Genomic DNA, 17,110 nt, shown 5'->3' with positions numbered 1-17,110 from the left:
CATCTTTTGGGTTTTGATTTGTCCTATCTATCTCTTACATTGCTATATATCATTTTTGTCCTGTTTGCAGATTCCATAAACCTGTGTAAATTCCATTGTTTGCGACTAGCTCATCATGAGTTCCCATCTCTACCACTTTGCCCCGATCCATCACATAAATGCGATCGGCATTGCGAATGGTGGATAGACGATGAGCGATCGCGATCGTCGTGCGATTTTTGGTAATGTAATCTAGGGATTTTTGGATCGCCGCTTCTGTTTCGTTGTCAACAGCCGAAGTTGCTTCATCCAGAATTAAAATCGGCGGATTGCGTAACACCGCACGGGCGATCGCAATGCGCTGTCTCTGACCACCCGATAGCTTTTGTCCACGCTCACCAACGATCGTATCGTAACCCTTGGGCAAAGTTTGGATAAAATCATGGGCTTCAGCAATCTTGGCGGCTTCGACAATCTCCTCCACAGTTGCATCAAAGGAACCATAGGCAATATTTTCTAAAACAGAGCCATGAAATAAAAACACATCTTGGCTTACCCAACCCATGCAAGAACGTAGCGATCGCAATTCTAAGTCGCGAATATCAATGCGATCGAGGAAAATATTTCCCGATTGAATTTCATATAAACGCAGCAGCAGCTTCACTAAAGTACTTTTTCCCGAACCCGTTGCCCCGACGATGGCGGTAGTTTTATGGGCGGCGATTTCTAAGGACAGATTTTCCACAATCGGGAAATTTGCTGTATAGCCAAAGGTGACATTTTTTAATTGAATTTCACCATTTACTACAGAGTTTAGTACCTGTGATCCAGAGTGAATTGCGATCGGGGTATCGAGCAAATCAAGAATGCGATTAGTCGAAGCCATTGCCCTTTGATATTGATCGAGGGTTTCGCCCAAGCGCGTGAGCGGCCATAACAAGCGTTGAATCAGATAAATCATCACCGAGTAATTGCCGACTGAAAGCTTTCCCGCTTGGACTTCCAAGCCTCCGTAATAGAGAATCGCAATAAATCCCATAAAGATTAGAATTCTAATTAATGGAACGAAGGCTGCACTATAGGCGATCGCCTTACGATTACTTTGACGATATTGATTGCTTTCTTTTTCAATGCGTTTGCGTTCATATGCCTCCGTGACAAAAGCCTTAATCGTCGTGATTCCGCCAATATTATTCGATAATTGCCCATTCAGCATTCCCACTTTTTCGCGAACTTCAGCATAGCGCGGTGCAAGGAATTTCTGAAACCAGATCGAACCCCATAAAATAAACGGCATCGGCGATAGTGCTAACCAAGCCACATTCGGCGTAATCACAAAAAACGCGCCGCCAATTAACAAAATAGTCGCTGAAACTTGAATAACTTCATTCGCACCACCGTCGAGAAAGCGTTCTAATTGATTGACATCATCACTCAATATCGACATCAATCCCCCCGAACTTCGATCTTCAAAAAAGGCTAGCTCTAGCTCTTGCAAATGCTGATAGGCATCGAGTCGCAGGTCATGCTGCACAGTCTGAGCAAGATTTCGCCACTGAAGCGCATAGGCATATTCAAAAATCGACTCTAATCCCCAAATCACACCACTGATTGCCGAAAGTACTAGCAACTGTGCTGCTAATCCTTGGACACCAAAGGGATTTGCCCAAAAGTTCTCTTTTTGTAACACCAGATCGATCGCCGCCCCAATCAAAACTGGTGGCGCTAAATCAAAAAATTTATTTAAAATTGAACAAGTTGTAGCAGTCCAAATCTGTTGTCGATATTTACGGGCATAGGACATCAGACGGAAAAACGGATGAACATTTGACATTTATTTTCTCTCTTTGGCTCTTTCATAGGCTAGATCGTGTTCCGCAAAACTGATGATTTGCACTCGTTTTGGTGATGGCGATTCATAGGCTCGATAAACAAGCCGATAGCTCACGCCGTTACAGTCTATTTCTAGCGCTCTGTGATTTTTGAGATCGCCGCGCAAATCGTGACTAGGTATACCTCTTGTTTGATATGGATCAAGCTTCAAAACTCTCTGGTACTGGATGAAGTCTTCTCTTAATTCTTCAGGTAATAGAGGTAAATCTTCGGCTTGAATATCCTGATGTAATGTAATTCTATACATTTGCTTTTTGGTAGCCTTTCTTTTCCAGCCATGCGTTTAGAGCTTGCTCATCAATTGGTTCTTCCTCTTCTATAGATGTAATCCATTTGGTGGGATCGTCTTGGTCTGGCAGCCGTGAGATTGCTTTCGCTTCTGCTGAATGAGGGGCAAATTTGACGCTAAGGGTTTGATATATTTGCCATTTTTGAAGATCAGGTAAAGCCTCTATGGTGGCTAGTAATGTCGCATTTCTATCGCTATCGGCTGGCAGTTTGGAAAGTTCTTCTGGTGGAGCATCTTGCATCAACTCTTGTGCAAATTCCCAAATCGGTTGGTTGGTTGCTTGCTCTTCTATTATTTCAGGCTCTGAATAATTAAAGCGCCTACTTCTAGTGAAAAGAAAAAAATCTAGAACTTCTTGAATCAGTATTTCTGGGCTTCTTTGAATTTCTTGTAAGAGTTGTTCTTTAGCAGTCATTTTGGGTTGCTCCTATTTTTTGCCGTGGTTACTACTTAGCGCGTGGATAGTCGGCTAATACTTGCTTGAGATATTTGCCAGTATAGGATTTTTTGACCTTGGCAACCTGTTCGGGCGTGCCTTCAGCAATGATCTCACCACCGCGATCGCCTCCTTCTGGGCCCAGATCAATCACCCAGTCAGCACAACGAATCACATCGAGATTATGCTCAATCGTGATGATGCTATTACCTTTATCGACAAGGCGCTGCATCACATCCAGCAATTTATGCACATCGTAAAAACTTAACCCCGTAGTCGGTTCATCGATGAGATAGAGCGTTTTACCTGTAGCCCGTTTCGCCAATTCTGTCGCTAACTTCACCCGCTGGGCTTCCCCACCTGAGAGCGTGGGCGCAGACTGACCGAGACGCACATAGCCTAAACCAACATCCACCAGCATTCCCAATTTAGTGTGAGCAGAAGGAATATTTTCAAAGAAATGCATTGCTTCTTCGATGGTCATATCTAGGACATCGGCGATCGTCTTCTCTTTGTACTTAACTTGCAGAGTTTCTCGATTATATCTTGCGCCTTTGCAAACATCGCACTGCACATAGACATCGGGCAGGAAGTTCATCGAGATAACATTCACGCCCTGTCCAGAGCAAGCCTCGCAGCGTCCACCTTTGACGTTAAATGAGAACTGTCCCGCTTTGTAGCCTCTCGTTTTCGCCGCCGTTGTTAGCGCAAAGGTTTCGCGAATGACATCAAACAAGCCTGTATAAGTGGAAGGATTGGAACGAGGTGTGCGTCCAATCGGAGATTGATCGATAACGATGAACTTGTCTAGAGATTGGAGTCCCTTAATTTCATCAACACCTTTAGGAGCTGGCTTTTTACGTAAAAAATGATGATCCAGAGAATTATGTAGCAGGTCATTAATGAGAGTAGATTTGCCCGAACCTGATACACCTGTGATACAGACTAGCTTTCCTAAAGGAAGTGTAACATTGACATGTTTAAGGTTATTGAGGTAGGCATTGCAAATTTCTAAATATTTGCCATTACCTTCGCGACGCTCTGCGGGTGTGTGAATTAGCTTCTGTTTGGATAGATAAGCACCTGTGAGGGAGTCAGGATGCTGCTCAATATCCTTGACAGTACCCTGTGCGACAATCCTACCGCCATGCACTCCCGCCCCTGGACCAATGTCTACGAGATAGTCAGCAGCGCGAATGGTTTCTTCATCATGTTCGACCACGATTAGCGTATTACCCAGATCGCGTAGTTTGGTTAAGGTGGCAAGTAGCCGAGAATTATCCCGTTGATGCAGTCCAATGCTTGGCTCATCAAGAACATAGAGAACGCCTGTCAAACCAGAACCAATTTGGGTGGCGAGGCGAATACGCTGTGCTTCGCCGCCAGAGAGGGACATGGTCGAGCGATCGAGGGTGAGATAGTCTAAGCCCACATCCAGCAGAAATTGCAGTCTGGCTTCGATTTCCTGTAAGACCCGATCGCCTATTTGTCTTGTTCGGTGATCGAGATCGAGATTTTTGAGGCGATCGCGACAAGTCCCAATCGGCACTGACACAAAATCATTAATGTTATAACCACCAATCCGAACCGCTAGAGATTCTGGTTTCAGCCTCGTTCCTTCGCAAGTTGAGCAAGACTCTTCGATGAGATAGTTTTCTAGTTTCTGTCTTTGCGATTCCCCTGCTTCTTTATATTGCTGTTCGAGAATAGCGATCGCACCTTCATAGCGCTTGTAATATCCCTCACTGCGATCGCGATAAAGCGAGTCTGGCTTAATTAAAATCTTCTCAGTTGTGCCATGCAGAATCATGTCAATCTGAGATTGGGTAAGATTTTCCCAAGGTGCCGTAATCTCAAAGCCTGCATATTCGCCCACACTGGCTAACAGAGAAATATAGTAAGTATGGGTTTTATCCGCCCAAGGTGCGATCGCGGCATAAACTGGGAAAGATGCATCGGGAACGAGGAGTTCTGGATTAAAGGTTTTGACGCTACCGAGTCCATGACAGGATGGACAAGCACCATAGGGGGAATTAAAAGAGAACATACGCGGCGATAGTTCTTCCATTACCGCGCCATGCTCAGGACAGGCAAAGTTTTCTGAAAAAGTTAGAATATTATTCTTGCTCCCCTCGCCCTCTGGGAGAGGGAGTGAGGGCTGCAAAATCTCGACCATCGCAATCCCTTCAGCACGTTTTAAACAAGTTGCGAGGGAATCAGTCAGGCGTTCTTGAATATCGCTTTTACGAATTAGGCGATCGACCACAATTTCAATATCGTGGAGCTTGTTCTTCTCAAGTTCAATATTATCGCTGAGTTCGCGTACTTCTCCATCCACCCGCACCCGTGCAAAGCCTTCACTCGCTAGGGTAGATAGTAATTTCTTGTGAGTTCCCTTTTTGCCACGAATTACGGGTGCTAGCAACTGAAACTTAGTGCGATCGCTAAGCTCCATAATCGCATCCACCATACGATCAATCGTCTGTGGTGCAATATTGCGATCGCAAATCGGGCAATGTGGCGAACCTGCGCGACCAAATAATAGCCGCAAATAATCATAAATCTCGGTAACCGTACCAACTGTTGATCGTGGGTTATGGGAAGTTGATTTTTGGTCAATCGAAATTGCGGGACTCAAACCCTCGATGTAGTCCACATCGGGCTTATCGACTTGCCCCAAAAATTGCCGTGCATAGGCACTCAGCGACTCTACATAACGGCGCTGACCTTCGGCAAAAATTGTGTCAAAAGCTAGAGATGATTTGCCAGAGCCAGACACACCCGTAAACACGATCAGGCGATCGCGGGGAATTGTGAGGTCAACATTCTTGAGATTGTGCTGTCTAGCACCTCTAACATGGATATGGGTATGGTCTGGCATTCGATCGCGATTTATGCTTTAGCTGGCGTAAAGATTTGTTACTAGTGTATGCGATCGCTGGGAGATTTGTGGTGCTTGTAGTTATTCTGGCTTCTTAGGAAATATGCATTTCACAGTAATTTTCATATTAGATTTTGCGCCGCCTGATGCGATGAAGGGTACGCCAGCTTGTGCATCGAGGCTCACGCCAAACTCTAGGGTGACTTCGCTGACTTCGGCACTTCCTAAATTGCGAAAGGCGTTGAGGGTGTTGAGGGTGTAGCCACGCACGAGGCTTTGCATGGCATGAAAGCTTTGGACTGCTTTTTCCTTAGCGGCTTGGGTATTGTCAGGAAGACCAAAGGAACGGGTTGGCGATGAGGGAATTACCGCAGGTTCGTCAACTTGAAAATAAATAATGGTTCCATCTTCAAGCTCGGTGGGGATGAGTTGGGGCATGGGTTCTCTCTTGCAAATGAAGGGATTTATGTATGTGACTGAGTTTGATCTTATTCGCTCAGTGCATCTAATTTATCGAGAAGTTTTAAACCTGCTTTTTGATCGCCTTTGGCAACTAACAGTTTAAATCTTGTATGGGTGTCAAATTCGACAAGTGCGATCGCTAAAAGTTCTTCGATGAGTTTATTGATGCTCAAGCCTTGACTCTCTGCGAGTTTTTTTAGTCTGAGGTGTTTGTCATCTGGTAGGCGAATGGTTAAGGTTGCCATGAGTCACTCCTGATAATTTGCTCTGGTTTGAGAAGAGCTTACAATTTTTCTTCAAACATAGCTTCTAGATTCCGATCGCCTTTAATCACTCGCATAATTTCTATGTCTTCATCAATGACGCGATAGAAGATGATGTAGTTTTGCATGGGAATACCACGCAGATAATTGCGAATCTGGGCATAGCTTCGACCAATTAAGGGGAATTGGGTGAGACACCGACATTTTTTGGTGAATTCATTGAGTAGCCGATCGCCTGCTTCTACGTTTCTTTCTGTGAAATAGTCGATGATGTCTTCAAGGTCGCGGATAGCTGTGGGGGATATGGTGTATTGGGGCATGGGGAATTAAGCTTCGCGTTTTTTGTGAAGTCTGGCTCTTAGCTGATTAATAGCTGTTTCGCCATCAATACCTTCACCGCGATCTAGTTCTGCGGCGGCTATGTCGATTTTGTTGCCGAGTTCTTCGACCCAGCGATCGTAATGGTTGCGTTTTTCTAGAAGTTGCAATGCTTCGGCGATTACTTCAGTGGCGTTGGTGTAGCGTCCTGTAGCAAGTTGGGTTTGAATGAATTGCTCTTGTTCGGGTTGGAGGGTGATAGGCATAGGTTAGTTGATGTGATTGTTATATCGATTATATCTTTATCTCTAATGTTGGGATTAGTAAACATTCGTAAGGGCATAGCATTCGCGCTACAATTTCTAAATTCTTAGGTTCCCTTGAAAGGAAAAGGGAAAAAGTAAAAAATAGAAATAATCGCGTTTTTCCTTTTGACTTTCTACTTTTTACTTGATTTGGGAATGGTTGCGCAAATGCAAAACCCCTACAAATTTTTTCCTTTTACCTTTTTACTTTTTCCTTGGAGCGTGGACAATGATGAACAGGCGATCGCAGCTTTTATTTACTCTCTTCTGAATGCAACTCTCGAAAAATAGCCACTGATTTTGGTAGTTCTTGCTTTACGAGAATCTCCATGTATTCCTCAAAAGTTTTGGGCGGATTTTTGAAACGCTTTCTAGCAGTTTCCAAGGCTGTCATTACTTTCAATGGGTTTAAATCGATGATATCGACAATAAAATCGTCGGGATGTTTTGCTTCAATGTTGTATTTAGTGAGAACTGAATTGGGAAAATCCTTGAGATTGAAAGTGACAATTACATGAGCTTCGGACACGATCGCTGCTGCTAAAATATGGCGATCGTCAGGATCAGATAAAGCTAGTGAAGGAATTAACCCCTCAAATTCTTGGACTAAGCAATCGCGTATGCTTTTATCCATCAGATCTCTCACAGTCTCAAGCTGAAACATTTTCAGGTCGGGACGATTTTTAAGCACGTTTCGCATCCATTCTTCGTGAATTAGATGAGTCCACTTTGCTCTAAAGAGATCGGTTAACGCGAGTTAAATGAGAATATCTCGCAGGTAATTGGGATAGAGAACGCAAGCATCAAGGAGAGCCACAAACCTAGTCATAAAGTCCTAGTTCTTGAGATTGCTTTACTAACTCGTCTAAGGCACTAGACTTCTCTGTATCAATCTGTTGTTTGTAAGCGATCGCGTCTTTAAGGTGAATGCGGCGGTGCGTTCCGACTTTGCGATAAGGGATTTCACCAGTTTCAAGTAGTTTAATCACAAAGGGGCGAGAGACGTTTAGCATGTCGGCTGCTTCTTGGGTGGTTAGTTCAGCTTGAATGGGTATGAGGCTTACGCCGTTGCCCTGTGACATTAGGGTTAGAGCATCCACGAGCATTTGATAGGCGGCTGCGGGAATTTCTGCGTCTTGTTCGCTGCCATCTTCTTCAAAAAATCTCAGCTTGCGAACTTTATTATGAATATGGGCAGCCAAAATACGGCTACTCACTAAGGAGAGTTTTGTATCGTCGTCGTTAGGAATGTATGCAGAAATCATGGCTAGTTGACGGTAGATAGCTCCCAATCTAAAATATCAAACGCAATAATCGAAACGAAAAAACGAGAGATCTTTCCTTTTACCTTTTTACTTTTGCCTTGGAGGAATGCCACACATCTGTCTGTCTTCATCACTGGCGTTGGGGTTATTAACGAGATAGTCGTGGAGCCACGCGCAACCCTTCGCCATCAGGTCATCAAGATTTAGATTCCACAATTTGACGTTATTGTCATTACTACTGCCCGTGGTGATGATTTTGCCATCGGGACTAAAGGCGACGCTAGTGGCAGTATCGGTATTCCCTTTAAAGGTTTGGAGTTCCTTATCGTTCAGAATCCACAATTTGACGGTTTTGTCGTCACTGCCAGTGACAATCATCTTGCCATCGGGACTAAAGGCGGCGCTCCAGACTCTAGCGGTATGCCCTTTCAAGGTTTGGAGTGCTTTACCGTCTAGACTCCACAATTTCAAGGCGCTGTCCGCACTACCAGTGGCAATGGTCTTGCCATTGGGACTAAAGGCGATGCTAGTGACAGTATCGGTATGCCCTTTAAAGCTTTGCCTTTTATCATCCAGAACCCACAGATTCTGCCATGTCAAGGTGCCATCTGCACTACCAGTGGCAATGGTCTTGCCATCGGGACTAAAGGCGATGCTAGTGACTGGAGTAGCTGTATCTAACCCAAACGATATAAAGTGCAGATTGAACTTACCAGACAGATTCCACACTTGCTCAGTGATGATGGTGTCCTTCCTACCATCACTAGTCCCGATGGCAATGGTCTTGACATCGGGACTAAAGGCGACGCGAAAGACTTTATTAGTTTGTCTGACGGTCTGGAGTTCCTTACCGTCTAGGCTCCACAATTTCACGGTTTTGTCATAACTACCAGTGACAATCGTCTTGCCATCGGGACTAAAGGCAACGATATGGACTTTATCAGTATGCCCTTTAAAGGTCTGGAGTTCCTTACCGTCTAGGCTCCACAATTTCACGGTTTTGTCATAACTACCAGTGACAATCGTCTTGCCATCGGGACTAAAGGCGACGCTATGGACTTTATCAGTATGCCCTTTAAAGGTTTGGAGTTCCTTGCCGTCTAGACTCCACAATTTCACGTTGCTGTCCGCACTACCAGTGGCAATCGTCTTGCTATCGGGACTAAAGGCGACGCTAGTGACTGGAGCAGCGGTATGGGCAACAAAACGATTTTTTTCCTTAACTTCATAGACAAACTTAGACAAATTAGCTATCACAAGCCTTTTTGTATCTGTTTGGTCTCCTTCCCAGATAGCAGGATCTAATTCCTTTACGTTCTTACCTGCGCTGACCGCCTTCAACAAAGCATCGAATACTTGTCCTCCCTGAAAGTCGCCATTAGCATCGAGAATTTTTAGCCTTATGTTTGAAATTTTAATATTATCGGTGGCAACCTTCACCGCTTGAGTTGCCTTTGCCTGCTCTGCTAAAGTAGTCTTAACCTTAGCTTCTGCATCCACGATTTTCGCCTGAGCTGCTGCTACCTTCTCCTCTGACTGCTGCGACACATTTTCTAACTCAGTCTGAGCCGATTGCAGATTTTTTTGCGCCGATTCAACCTTCCCATCCGCTTCTTTTTTCTTCGCTACTGCCTCGCTCACTTTCTGCGCCGCATCAATCTTCTCTTTCTCTGCATTCTTCCCAATGCGATAAGCCTCTTTATTTGCCGAATCCACCTTCTGATCAGCATCTTTCAATTTAGCCAGCGCATCCTTCTGAGTTTCCGCAACCTTCACATTTGAGTCATTTACCGATCGCGTAGCCAACACACCCACCACCGCCGCCAACAACAACATCACCCCCAACACCACCGAACCCACCTTAACCCGATCGCTTGCCTTCCGTTCCGCCGCAACCAAAATCGCATTCGCCTCTTCTGTCGCCGCCAACTGTTGACTAGTCTCAAACCTCTCAAACTCCCGACTTTCCCGTAAAAACTGCTCATCCACATCACTAAGCTTCTTTCCTCTCGCCCAAACCTCCGCCTCCTCAAGCGCCTGACCCCGCAACAGAAACCCCTGATTCTGCCCCTCCTCCGCATCCCGCCAAGCCCGAAACGCCGAACCATAAAACTCTGGACGCAAATCCGCTAACTGACCCTCTACCCATGAGTTATTAAAAACCGCCCCATAGATCGGATTATAGGAAATCAACCTCCCATCCCGTCGCACCACCAACCCCGTCAACCGCAACTTTGATCGCTCCTCACTGCGATCGTCTTCCAATGCTCCATCTGCCAACACCTGCTGATAGCAACCCAACATCCGCCCCCGCAACTTCTCCTCTACACTAATCACGCGATCCCTAATCGTCGTCAAATGTGGCGGCGCATCCTGCGATTCCCAATTCGTGACAATCCGCTCCTGTACCAAATTCTCAACCCAGCCCGCAATATTCTCAGGGGTTGCGATTCCTGCTAACTCCTTCTCCATCATTCCCAACAATCTCTGAATCAGAAAAGGCTGTCCACCCGTCCACCTCACCGCCTCTTCCAGATAATCCTGTGGATTCGCCACCCTACTCGCTAAACCCTGCATCAAAGGCAAAGCCTCCCTCAGCGTAAACCCCGCCATCTCCACCGCATAGCCAATATTAAACGCCGAAGTATTATGACTCTGAATCAAATCCGTCGGTGTCGCCACACCCAAAAACGAAAAAGTGAGACGATTATATTCAGGCTTAGTCGGACGATCTTCAAAAAATGACCTCACCAAACCAAAGAAATCATCCATCCCAAACTTGAGACTCAAAAGGCGATCTATTTCTTCCACAAAAATCACAATCGGCGCATCAATCTCCTGCAACACGACTGTTTCAATAAATTCCGCAAAGCGCTGCACAGGCGACAGCAACTCCCTTTCCCTAATCCAACTCCGCAAATCAAACTTGTTTTTTAAATCCAGATCCCCCACCAAACTCCGAATCGCACTGGCATACCACTGCTCACAAGTCACCTCCACCCCAATCTTCTGCGGATCGATGGTCGCGCACACAATCCCCTCCGCTTGCAACTTATGCGTCACCCGCACCCGCAAACTCGATTTCCCCATCTGCCGACAGTTAAACACATAGCAATATTTACGCTCCTTAAGGAGTTTGTAATAGTCGCGATCGCATTGGCGCTCGACATAACTAGGCGCATCCGCAGGGAGACTACCACCAACTTGATAATTGAAAGAGCTTGCACTAGTCATAATGGCGGGTGATTTCCTGTTGTATAGAGAATACGACGCAGATTGACAACTCCTTGACGATTGAGTTTAAGCAATTCTACAGTTACTCGTCCTGTGGGCGTTAAACCAATGATTTCACTGTAATCATCATTCCAAGTAAAATGCTCCTTCCATTGCTGTTGTCTAGGATGATAAAGATCTGTTACTTGTGAAGTTATGGGGTCAATTGCTTGAGTTTTAGTGTGTTTGTAATTGTTGCATCCTTGACAAGCGAGAGCAAGATTATCAACTGTAGTTTCACCATTTTTCCAAATTGGAATAATATGCTCTACCGAAAGCCTCTGTGTAGAGTAAGTCTCTTGGCTAAGACAATATTCACAACAACCTTTTGCCCTTTCCGTGACTATTTGACGAAGCTTTTCGCTGATTGATTTAGCCGTCATAAAGCCTGTGGTTGTAACTGAAACTCTTGGATTAGCTCATTCAAAGATATTTGTCGAAGTTTCGCAAGTTTAGTTAAATTTTCTAACCTTTTAACATCAATTGCTTCAATATGTTCTCCTAGGTTGATTAACTCTTGGTATTCTTCATCCGTAAGGGCGTTATCTTGACGCTTACCAATAAGCAAATCATAGCGCTCTTGTAGTTGATTGGGAATACATTGAGTAATTTGTTGCAATAGCAAAGATTGATCTTTTGGCAAGCTAAGAGTTTTGCGCTTAGTCTGAACTCGGATTGCTTGGGCAATCAATTGTTCTAGCTCAGACGAATCTAGCTGTTCTACAGTTTGAATAAGCTGCTCAAAGGGAAGTTGAGTTTGAACGGTAATTTGGCTCATAATTTTAGGCTGTACTCAGGCGATCTCATAACCAGTATAGGGACGCACATCCGCAGGATGAAAAGCTAACACAATATCACTAGCGGGGATTCCTGCTGCAACTAATTCTAGAGTTACACTTTCCTCAGTTTCATCGCGCTGTACCCATATTTTTCCATTGATAATATCAAGATGAATCAGGCAACCATGTACGCGAGTTTTTCGATCCCAGCCAAGAGTCATTAGATAGATAACTATCATGTACTTCATCAAAGAGAGGCTTACAAATTAATTCCCCATGAGAATAGGAGATTTCAGTATAAGTAAGCAAAATTGACTGAACGATCTTGCGGTATTTAGTTAGCTTTTCCATTGTGAATTTAATTTATGGCTAATTGAGCAAGATGTTTCAAAATACTGACAACTGTATATAAGTCATTACCACGCTTGATTGAGAATAGATCTGATTCGGCATATTTTAGGCTGTCCTGATGCTGAAGTTTTAGAAAGATAAACTCACTGCCATTCGTAACCAGTCCAAAAACAGGGCGATCAGGGTGGGGATTTGCCATCATGTAAGTCAAGGCTTGGGGAATGCCAACTTCTACAGAATAAGCAGCTCTCTTTGCCTCAATCACGACTACCCAAAAAGGCGGTTTAAATACCAAAACATCAATGCGTCCTTGAACAAGAATATCTTGATCTTGGGAGAGAATATTCACCACCTGCTCGGCTTTGAGATAGAAAGGATCGCGATAGAAACCTGCTAGTTTCAGAATCGGCGATAGCACCACCATTTTTACAAGCGGTTCCAATAGAGAATGTTTCGACAGGTGTAGATAATCTTCTTTGAGATCGTCAAGGCTTAACTGTTCGTTTTCAGTAAGTTTAGGTAAGTCATCGCGCCATTCATCAAAAAATTCTGCATCCCGTGACTGGGCGATCGCAAAAAGTTCCTCTAGCTTTGCCAAATCAATTTCTGATGCTTGTAAAGTTTTAGGCATTGGTTACACTCCTAAACGGTTTTGGAAATAGCGCCGATATAGCTCATTGCGGATCTTTACACCAGTCTCTGTGCGTAATATTAAACCCATTCCATCTAGCTTTGCTGTAGTGGCAAGATCAAAACGGATTGGTTGCGGTGAATTAACCAGCGATCGCAAAACTTCCGTAAGATGAGCATCTTTTTCGACCTTGGCTAAACGAGTGGTGAGATGTTTACCAAAAAGTCCCACTTCCGTCGCTGCACTTTGGATGATCTGCTCAAGGGAATTTGCGCCACTAGCTAAATTATAAAAAGCTAGTCGCACCAGATAGGGATGTCCACCAATTAATTCTGATATTGGTTCGATTTGTGTAGAGGAGAATCCATACATTGCGGCAAGTTCCTGCACTTGAGCAAAGGTAAATTCATCCAAATCAATGGGCGTGCCCACATTAAAAGGTGATTGATTAATATCCTTAGTCGTAAAAGATTCCATCGAATAGGCAAGCACTAGCCGCAACTTACCCCATCTTTTGTCATGTTTACCCTGCTCATGCCACCCCCGCAACAAACCGCAAAAATCCACCTCGATCGCTTCATGCAAAAATATGCGATCCAAATTTTCGATCGCAATCACCAACGGACGATCGTCGTCATCATTTAATAAATATTGCTCAAAAAATTCCTCACAGTTGCCATTAGCGCCAAACATCTCATCCCAGTCATCAGTCGGCTTAGCCTTCACGCCCATGTCGCGACCAATCACTGCACAAAACCACTGCAAAAAGCGATCCATATTTTCAAAAAACTTGCGATCGCACTTTTGCAAATCTAGCCATGTTGTGCGATTCCCCAGCCGTCGCGCTTCTTCTAATACCCGTACCAACAGCGAAGACTTACCCATGCGGTCAGGGGATTTTAATCGCAGCAAGGCATGGGGCATTGCGATCGCTTTAAAGCATTGTTCCTCTTGAGGCGATCGCGGAATATAAAACTCTGAACCAATCCGTACCGCCCCTTCAGGTTCCTCGATAGCTATATTTACCTTCGGTAAAACCTGACTTTCATAGCTGCGTTCCAACAGCACAGGCGTTTGCGCTTCAGGAATATTTTTGAGTGCAATCAGATTTTTGCCCAACTCAAAGGCATCTTTAACAGATTTACCCTCAAACAAAGCCCCATAGAAACCCTTGGCAAACTCGATCGCCGCCACATCGCCGATCGCCTGATTCATACCCAATACATACGGCACATAACGGGCGATCGCCTCCGCTTGCACCTCTGAGAAGCAAGCATTCAGCACCACGCAGTCAATGCCATTTTGCAAAATCCGAAATAAATCCGCCAAAGCCTCTGTTGGTGCAAGTTGCCAATTTCCCGCATCATCTTCTAACACCAACCCATTCGCCGCCGCCCCATGTCCTGAGAAATGCACCACACGCGGCACTTCTTGCAGCAAAATTGGCTGTAAGTCATCAATACGTACTGCTGGCTTCGTTACAATCGCAAAGCGATCTCGCAAACTCGACTTCTGGCAGCATTCCTCAATTTCCCGAAATTCTGCCTCAACCCGCAAGCGATCGGTATTCGCAGGATTCGCCGACAGTAGCAGTACTTTTTTCTTATCCATTCACGAGGTACGGGTTTAGCTACTTAAAATTGAGTGGCGCGGCTTCGCCACGCCACTCAATTTTAAATGAATGCTGCCCGAATTATTTAGCATTGTTTAAAAAAGCTCCTGAAGGAGCTTTTTTAAACAATGCTAAACTGCAAATCATCGCTGTATCGCGCTACTCATGGGAATTATCACCAAACGTTCATCCAAAAAAGTTCGGGCTAACGAAATCCTCATTCGTCTCAAACGGCTTTATCCCAACGCAACCTGTTCGCTTGATTACGAAACACCTGTGCAATTATTGGTAGCAGTCATCCTCTCGGCTCAATGCACCGATGAGCGCGTGAATATGGTCACACCCAAACTATTTGCCCGATATCCCGATGCGATCGCCTTAGCTAATGCCGATCTCGATGAACTCATGGAGTTAGTCCACTCCACAGGCTTTTATCGCAACAAAGCTAAAAATATTAGAAGTGCCTGTGAAATGATCGTGCGGGACTTTGATGGGCAAGTGCCAAATACGATGGAAAAACTGCTCAAGCTTGCAGGAGTAGCCCGAAAAACCGCTAATGTCGTATTAGCCCATGCCTACGGCATTAATGCAGGTGTGACCGTTGACACCCATGTAAAGCGACTGACCAAAAGACTAGGACTAACTAAATTTGAAGAACCAGTAAAGGTCGAGCGGGATCTGATGGGAATGTTGCCCCAACGGGACTGGGAAAACTGGTCAATTAGGATTATTTATCACGGACGCGCGGTTTGTAACGCCCGTAAACCTGCTTGTGATCGCTGTGAACTCGCAGATTTATGTCCATCCTCATCTGTGGCGACTTAAATACCTACAAAAAAAAGTGGCAAAGCCACTGTTTTTTCGTAGAGGTTGTGAAGTTTTCTAAAGATACGCACCCTTTATGCAGTGACATCCGCGCTTATTCCCTAAAATGAAGACAAAATTCTCCCTGCAATCTTTAACTTAATAAAGACTTATGACAGATTTTGTAAAACCCTTCAAGAACGATCCCCAACTAGGGAATTTGTCTACACCCATTAGCGATTCTGCGATCGTTAAGGCTTTTATCGGCAACCTTCCCGCTTACCGCGAAGGCTTGTCTCCTAGCCGTCGTGGTCTAGAGATCGGCATGGCGCATGGCTACTTCATTTACGGGCCATTTGCATTATTGGGACCTCTGAGAAATACTGAATTGGCTAGCCTTGCTGGTCTATTGGCAACGATCGCATCTGTTGTATTGTTGACAGTTGGCTTGTCCTTATATGGTCAAACTGTAACTAAGTTGCAGTCTAGCTCGGCATTAGAAGCTCCTGCTGAATTGGGTACTCCTGCTGGTTGGAGCGAATTTGCTAGCAGCTTCTTGCTTGGTGGTGCTGGTGGTGCTGCATTTGCATACTTCCTCAACTACCTAGAGCCAATGCAAAAATTCCTTGGTTTGCTTTGGACTTAGATTTGTTTTTGGTGTTGTTAACTTCAGCCCCAAGTCACATTAATTTAAGCTAAATCAAATCCTCAAAAATTTATATCTTAATTCAAGGAAACCCACGACCATGACTGGATACTACGCACATTACTACGTCTCTTTCATTTTCGTACCACTCATTGGTGTAATCCTCCCGATCGCCACCATGGGTCTACTTCTCAACTACATCGAGAACTAATTTACAAAATTGGGAACTAGGCTCTTGGTAGTCTTATTTTCAATATCTTTAACTTGCTCTTCGTATCTTTTTTTATCACATTCTCAAAAGCAGGAAAGGCGATCGCTACAATGTAGCGATCGCCTTTCCTGCTTTTGGCAGGAGCTAAGATAAAGCCATTATCTTTAGATTTATTCCTATGTCATTTTTTAAATTTTTAAATATGCAATTTTTACGCTTGGCGATCGCCATAGTAATTGCGATCGCTTATTTACTGGCATCGCCAATTAATGTTCAAGCAGAAGCCCTGTCATTTAGCCATGCTCAGTTAAAAAACAGAGATTTTGCAGGAAGAGATCTGGTTGGCTCAGGTTTTGCCAATGCCAACATGGAAGGGGCAAACTTTGAGAATGCTGATGTACGCGGAGCTGTATTTAGCGCCTCAATTTTACGAAACGCTAATCTCAAAGGAGCAAACTTTTCAAGTGGTTTGCTAGATCAAGCTGATTTTGCTAAAGCCGATCTCAGTGACGCTTTGCTAATGGAAACAATTTTGTTACGTAGTACTTTTGATTTTGTGAATATTGATGGGGCAGATTTTACTGACGCGATCATGGATGGTGGACAGCGTAAATGGCTATGCACTAAAGCTAAAGGCACTAACTCAAAAACTGGCGTAGCCACTAGGGCATCCTTAGAATGCAAATAAAAAGGGTGCGCTTCGCGCACCCTT

19 protein-coding genes and 1 pseudogene are annotated in these 17,110 nt (G+C 44.6%); 4 read left to right on the top strand and 16 right to left on the bottom strand.

All coding sequences use genetic code 11. The annotated features are described in order from the left end of the window. Positions 1 to 49 precede the first annotated feature (49 nt). From APA_RS07870 to APA_RS07795, 16 genes and pseudogenes are all read right to left on the bottom strand, one after another. Positions 50 to 1,813, bottom strand: a complete 1,764-nt coding sequence (locus APA_RS07870) for an ABC transporter ATP-binding protein (protein ID WP_201321730.1) — start codon at positions 1,811 to 1,813, stop codon at positions 50 to 52. After that, positions 1,814 to 2,119 carry a hypothetical protein gene (locus APA_RS07865; RefSeq protein WP_236579452.1) on the bottom strand — a complete coding sequence of 102 codons (306 nt, stop codon included), beginning with the start codon at positions 2,117 to 2,119 and terminating at the stop codon, positions 1,814 to 1,816. Next, on the bottom strand, positions 2,112 to 2,576 hold the full coding sequence (locus APA_RS07860; RefSeq protein WP_201321729.1) for a hypothetical protein: 465 nt from the start codon (positions 2,574 to 2,576) through the stop codon (positions 2,112 to 2,114). Before APA_RS07860 ends, APA_RS07865 begins: the two co-directional genes overlap by 8 nt. A 31-nt stretch (positions 2,577 to 2,607) precedes the next feature. Continuing rightward, positions 2,608 to 5,478, bottom strand: coding sequence for an excinuclease ABC subunit UvrA (gene uvrA, locus APA_RS07855; protein WP_201321728.1), 2,871 nt, complete (start codon positions 5,476 to 5,478; stop codon positions 2,608 to 2,610). An 81-nt stretch (positions 5,479 to 5,559) separates the two neighbouring features. After that, entirely contained in the window at positions 5,560 to 5,916 is a 357-nt protein-coding gene (locus tag APA_RS07850) for a CU044_2847 family protein (protein WP_201321727.1), read from the bottom strand. Positions 5,917 to 5,966: 50 nt separating this feature from the next. Then, positions 5,967 to 6,185, bottom strand: a complete 219-nt coding sequence (locus APA_RS07845) for a toxin-antitoxin system HicB family antitoxin (protein ID WP_201321726.1) — start codon at positions 6,183 to 6,185, stop codon at positions 5,967 to 5,969. A 38-nt stretch (positions 6,186 to 6,223) separates the two neighbouring features. Next, the gene (locus APA_RS07840) at positions 6,224 to 6,523 is read right to left on the bottom strand and encodes a type II toxin-antitoxin system RelE/ParE family toxin (RefSeq protein ID WP_201321725.1); all 300 of its coding nucleotides are present in this window, start codon (positions 6,521 to 6,523) and stop codon (positions 6,224 to 6,226) included. A 6-nt stretch (positions 6,524 to 6,529) separates the two neighbouring features. Then, positions 6,530 to 6,787, bottom strand: coding sequence for a type II toxin-antitoxin system ParD family antitoxin (locus APA_RS07835; RefSeq protein WP_201321724.1), 258 nt, complete (start codon positions 6,785 to 6,787; stop codon positions 6,530 to 6,532). A gap of 292 nt (positions 6,788 to 7,079) precedes the next feature. Continuing rightward, a complete protein-coding gene (locus APA_RS07830) occupies positions 7,080 to 7,526 on the bottom strand; it encodes a PIN domain-containing protein (protein WP_236579451.1) in 447 nt (148 codons plus the stop codon). Between the two features lie 121 nt (positions 7,527 to 7,647). Further along, positions 7,648 to 8,091 (bottom strand): helix-turn-helix domain-containing protein, encoded by a 444-nt coding sequence (locus APA_RS07825; protein WP_201321723.1) that lies wholly within the window; start codon positions 8,089 to 8,091, stop codon positions 7,648 to 7,650. A gap of 87 nt (positions 8,092 to 8,178) precedes the next feature. Then, on the bottom strand, positions 8,179 to 11,325 hold the full coding sequence (locus APA_RS07820) for an AAA-like domain-containing protein (protein WP_201321722.1): 3,147 nt from the start codon (positions 11,323 to 11,325) through the stop codon (positions 8,179 to 8,181). After that, positions 11,322 to 11,747 (bottom strand): HNH endonuclease, encoded by a 426-nt coding sequence (locus APA_RS07815; RefSeq protein ID WP_201321721.1) that lies wholly within the window; start codon positions 11,745 to 11,747, stop codon positions 11,322 to 11,324. The genes APA_RS07820 and APA_RS07815 overlap by 4 nt, the downstream gene beginning before the upstream one ends. Continuing rightward, entirely contained in the window at positions 11,744 to 12,142 is a 399-nt protein-coding gene (locus APA_RS07810; protein ID WP_201321720.1) for an STAS/SEC14 domain-containing protein, read from the bottom strand. The genes APA_RS07815 and APA_RS07810 overlap by 4 nt, the downstream gene beginning before the upstream one ends. Positions 12,143 to 12,157: 15 nt before the next feature. After that, a pseudogene (locus APA_RS07805) lies at positions 12,158 to 12,494 on the bottom strand (XisI protein). A gap of 7 nt (positions 12,495 to 12,501) precedes the next feature. Further along, positions 12,502 to 13,125 carry a restriction endonuclease subunit R gene (locus APA_RS07800; protein WP_201321719.1) on the bottom strand — a complete coding sequence of 208 codons (624 nt, stop codon included), beginning with the start codon at positions 13,123 to 13,125 and terminating at the stop codon, positions 12,502 to 12,504. Positions 13,126 to 13,128: 3 nt separating this feature from the next. Then, a complete protein-coding gene (locus APA_RS07795; protein WP_201321718.1) occupies positions 13,129 to 14,736 on the bottom strand; it encodes an AAA-like domain-containing protein in 1,608 nt (535 codons plus the stop codon). A gap of 166 nt (positions 14,737 to 14,902) precedes the next feature. Between APA_RS07795 and nth the strand changes: the two genes are divergently transcribed. From nth to APA_RS07775, 4 genes are all read left to right on the top strand, one after another. Continuing rightward, positions 14,903 to 15,562 carry an endonuclease III gene (gene nth / locus APA_RS07790; RefSeq protein ID WP_201321717.1) on the top strand — a complete coding sequence of 220 codons (660 nt, stop codon included), beginning with the start codon at positions 14,903 to 14,905 and terminating at the stop codon, positions 15,560 to 15,562. Between the two features lie 151 nt (positions 15,563 to 15,713). After that, complete coding sequence (locus APA_RS07785; RefSeq protein WP_201321716.1) at positions 15,714 to 16,187, top strand: photosystem I reaction center subunit XI; 474 nt, start codon at positions 15,714 to 15,716, stop codon at positions 16,185 to 16,187. A gap of 100 nt (positions 16,188 to 16,287) precedes the next feature. After that, on the top strand, positions 16,288 to 16,398 hold the full coding sequence (locus tag APA_RS07780; protein ID WP_071590184.1) for a photosystem I reaction center subunit VIII: 111 nt from the start codon (positions 16,288 to 16,290) through the stop codon (positions 16,396 to 16,398). A 202-nt stretch (positions 16,399 to 16,600) separates the two neighbouring features. Continuing rightward, the gene (locus tag APA_RS07775) at positions 16,601 to 17,086 is read left to right on the top strand and encodes a pentapeptide repeat-containing protein (RefSeq protein ID WP_201321715.1); all 486 of its coding nucleotides are present in this window, start codon (positions 16,601 to 16,603) and stop codon (positions 17,084 to 17,086) included. The last annotated feature ends 24 nt before the right edge of the window (positions 17,087 to 17,110 follow it).

Source organism: Pseudanabaena sp. lw0831, assembly GCF_016584665.1.
GTDB lineage: Bacteria > Cyanobacteriota > Cyanobacteriia > Pseudanabaenales > Pseudanabaenaceae > Pseudanabaena.
This window is presented reverse-complemented; position numbering and strand designations above follow the sequence as displayed.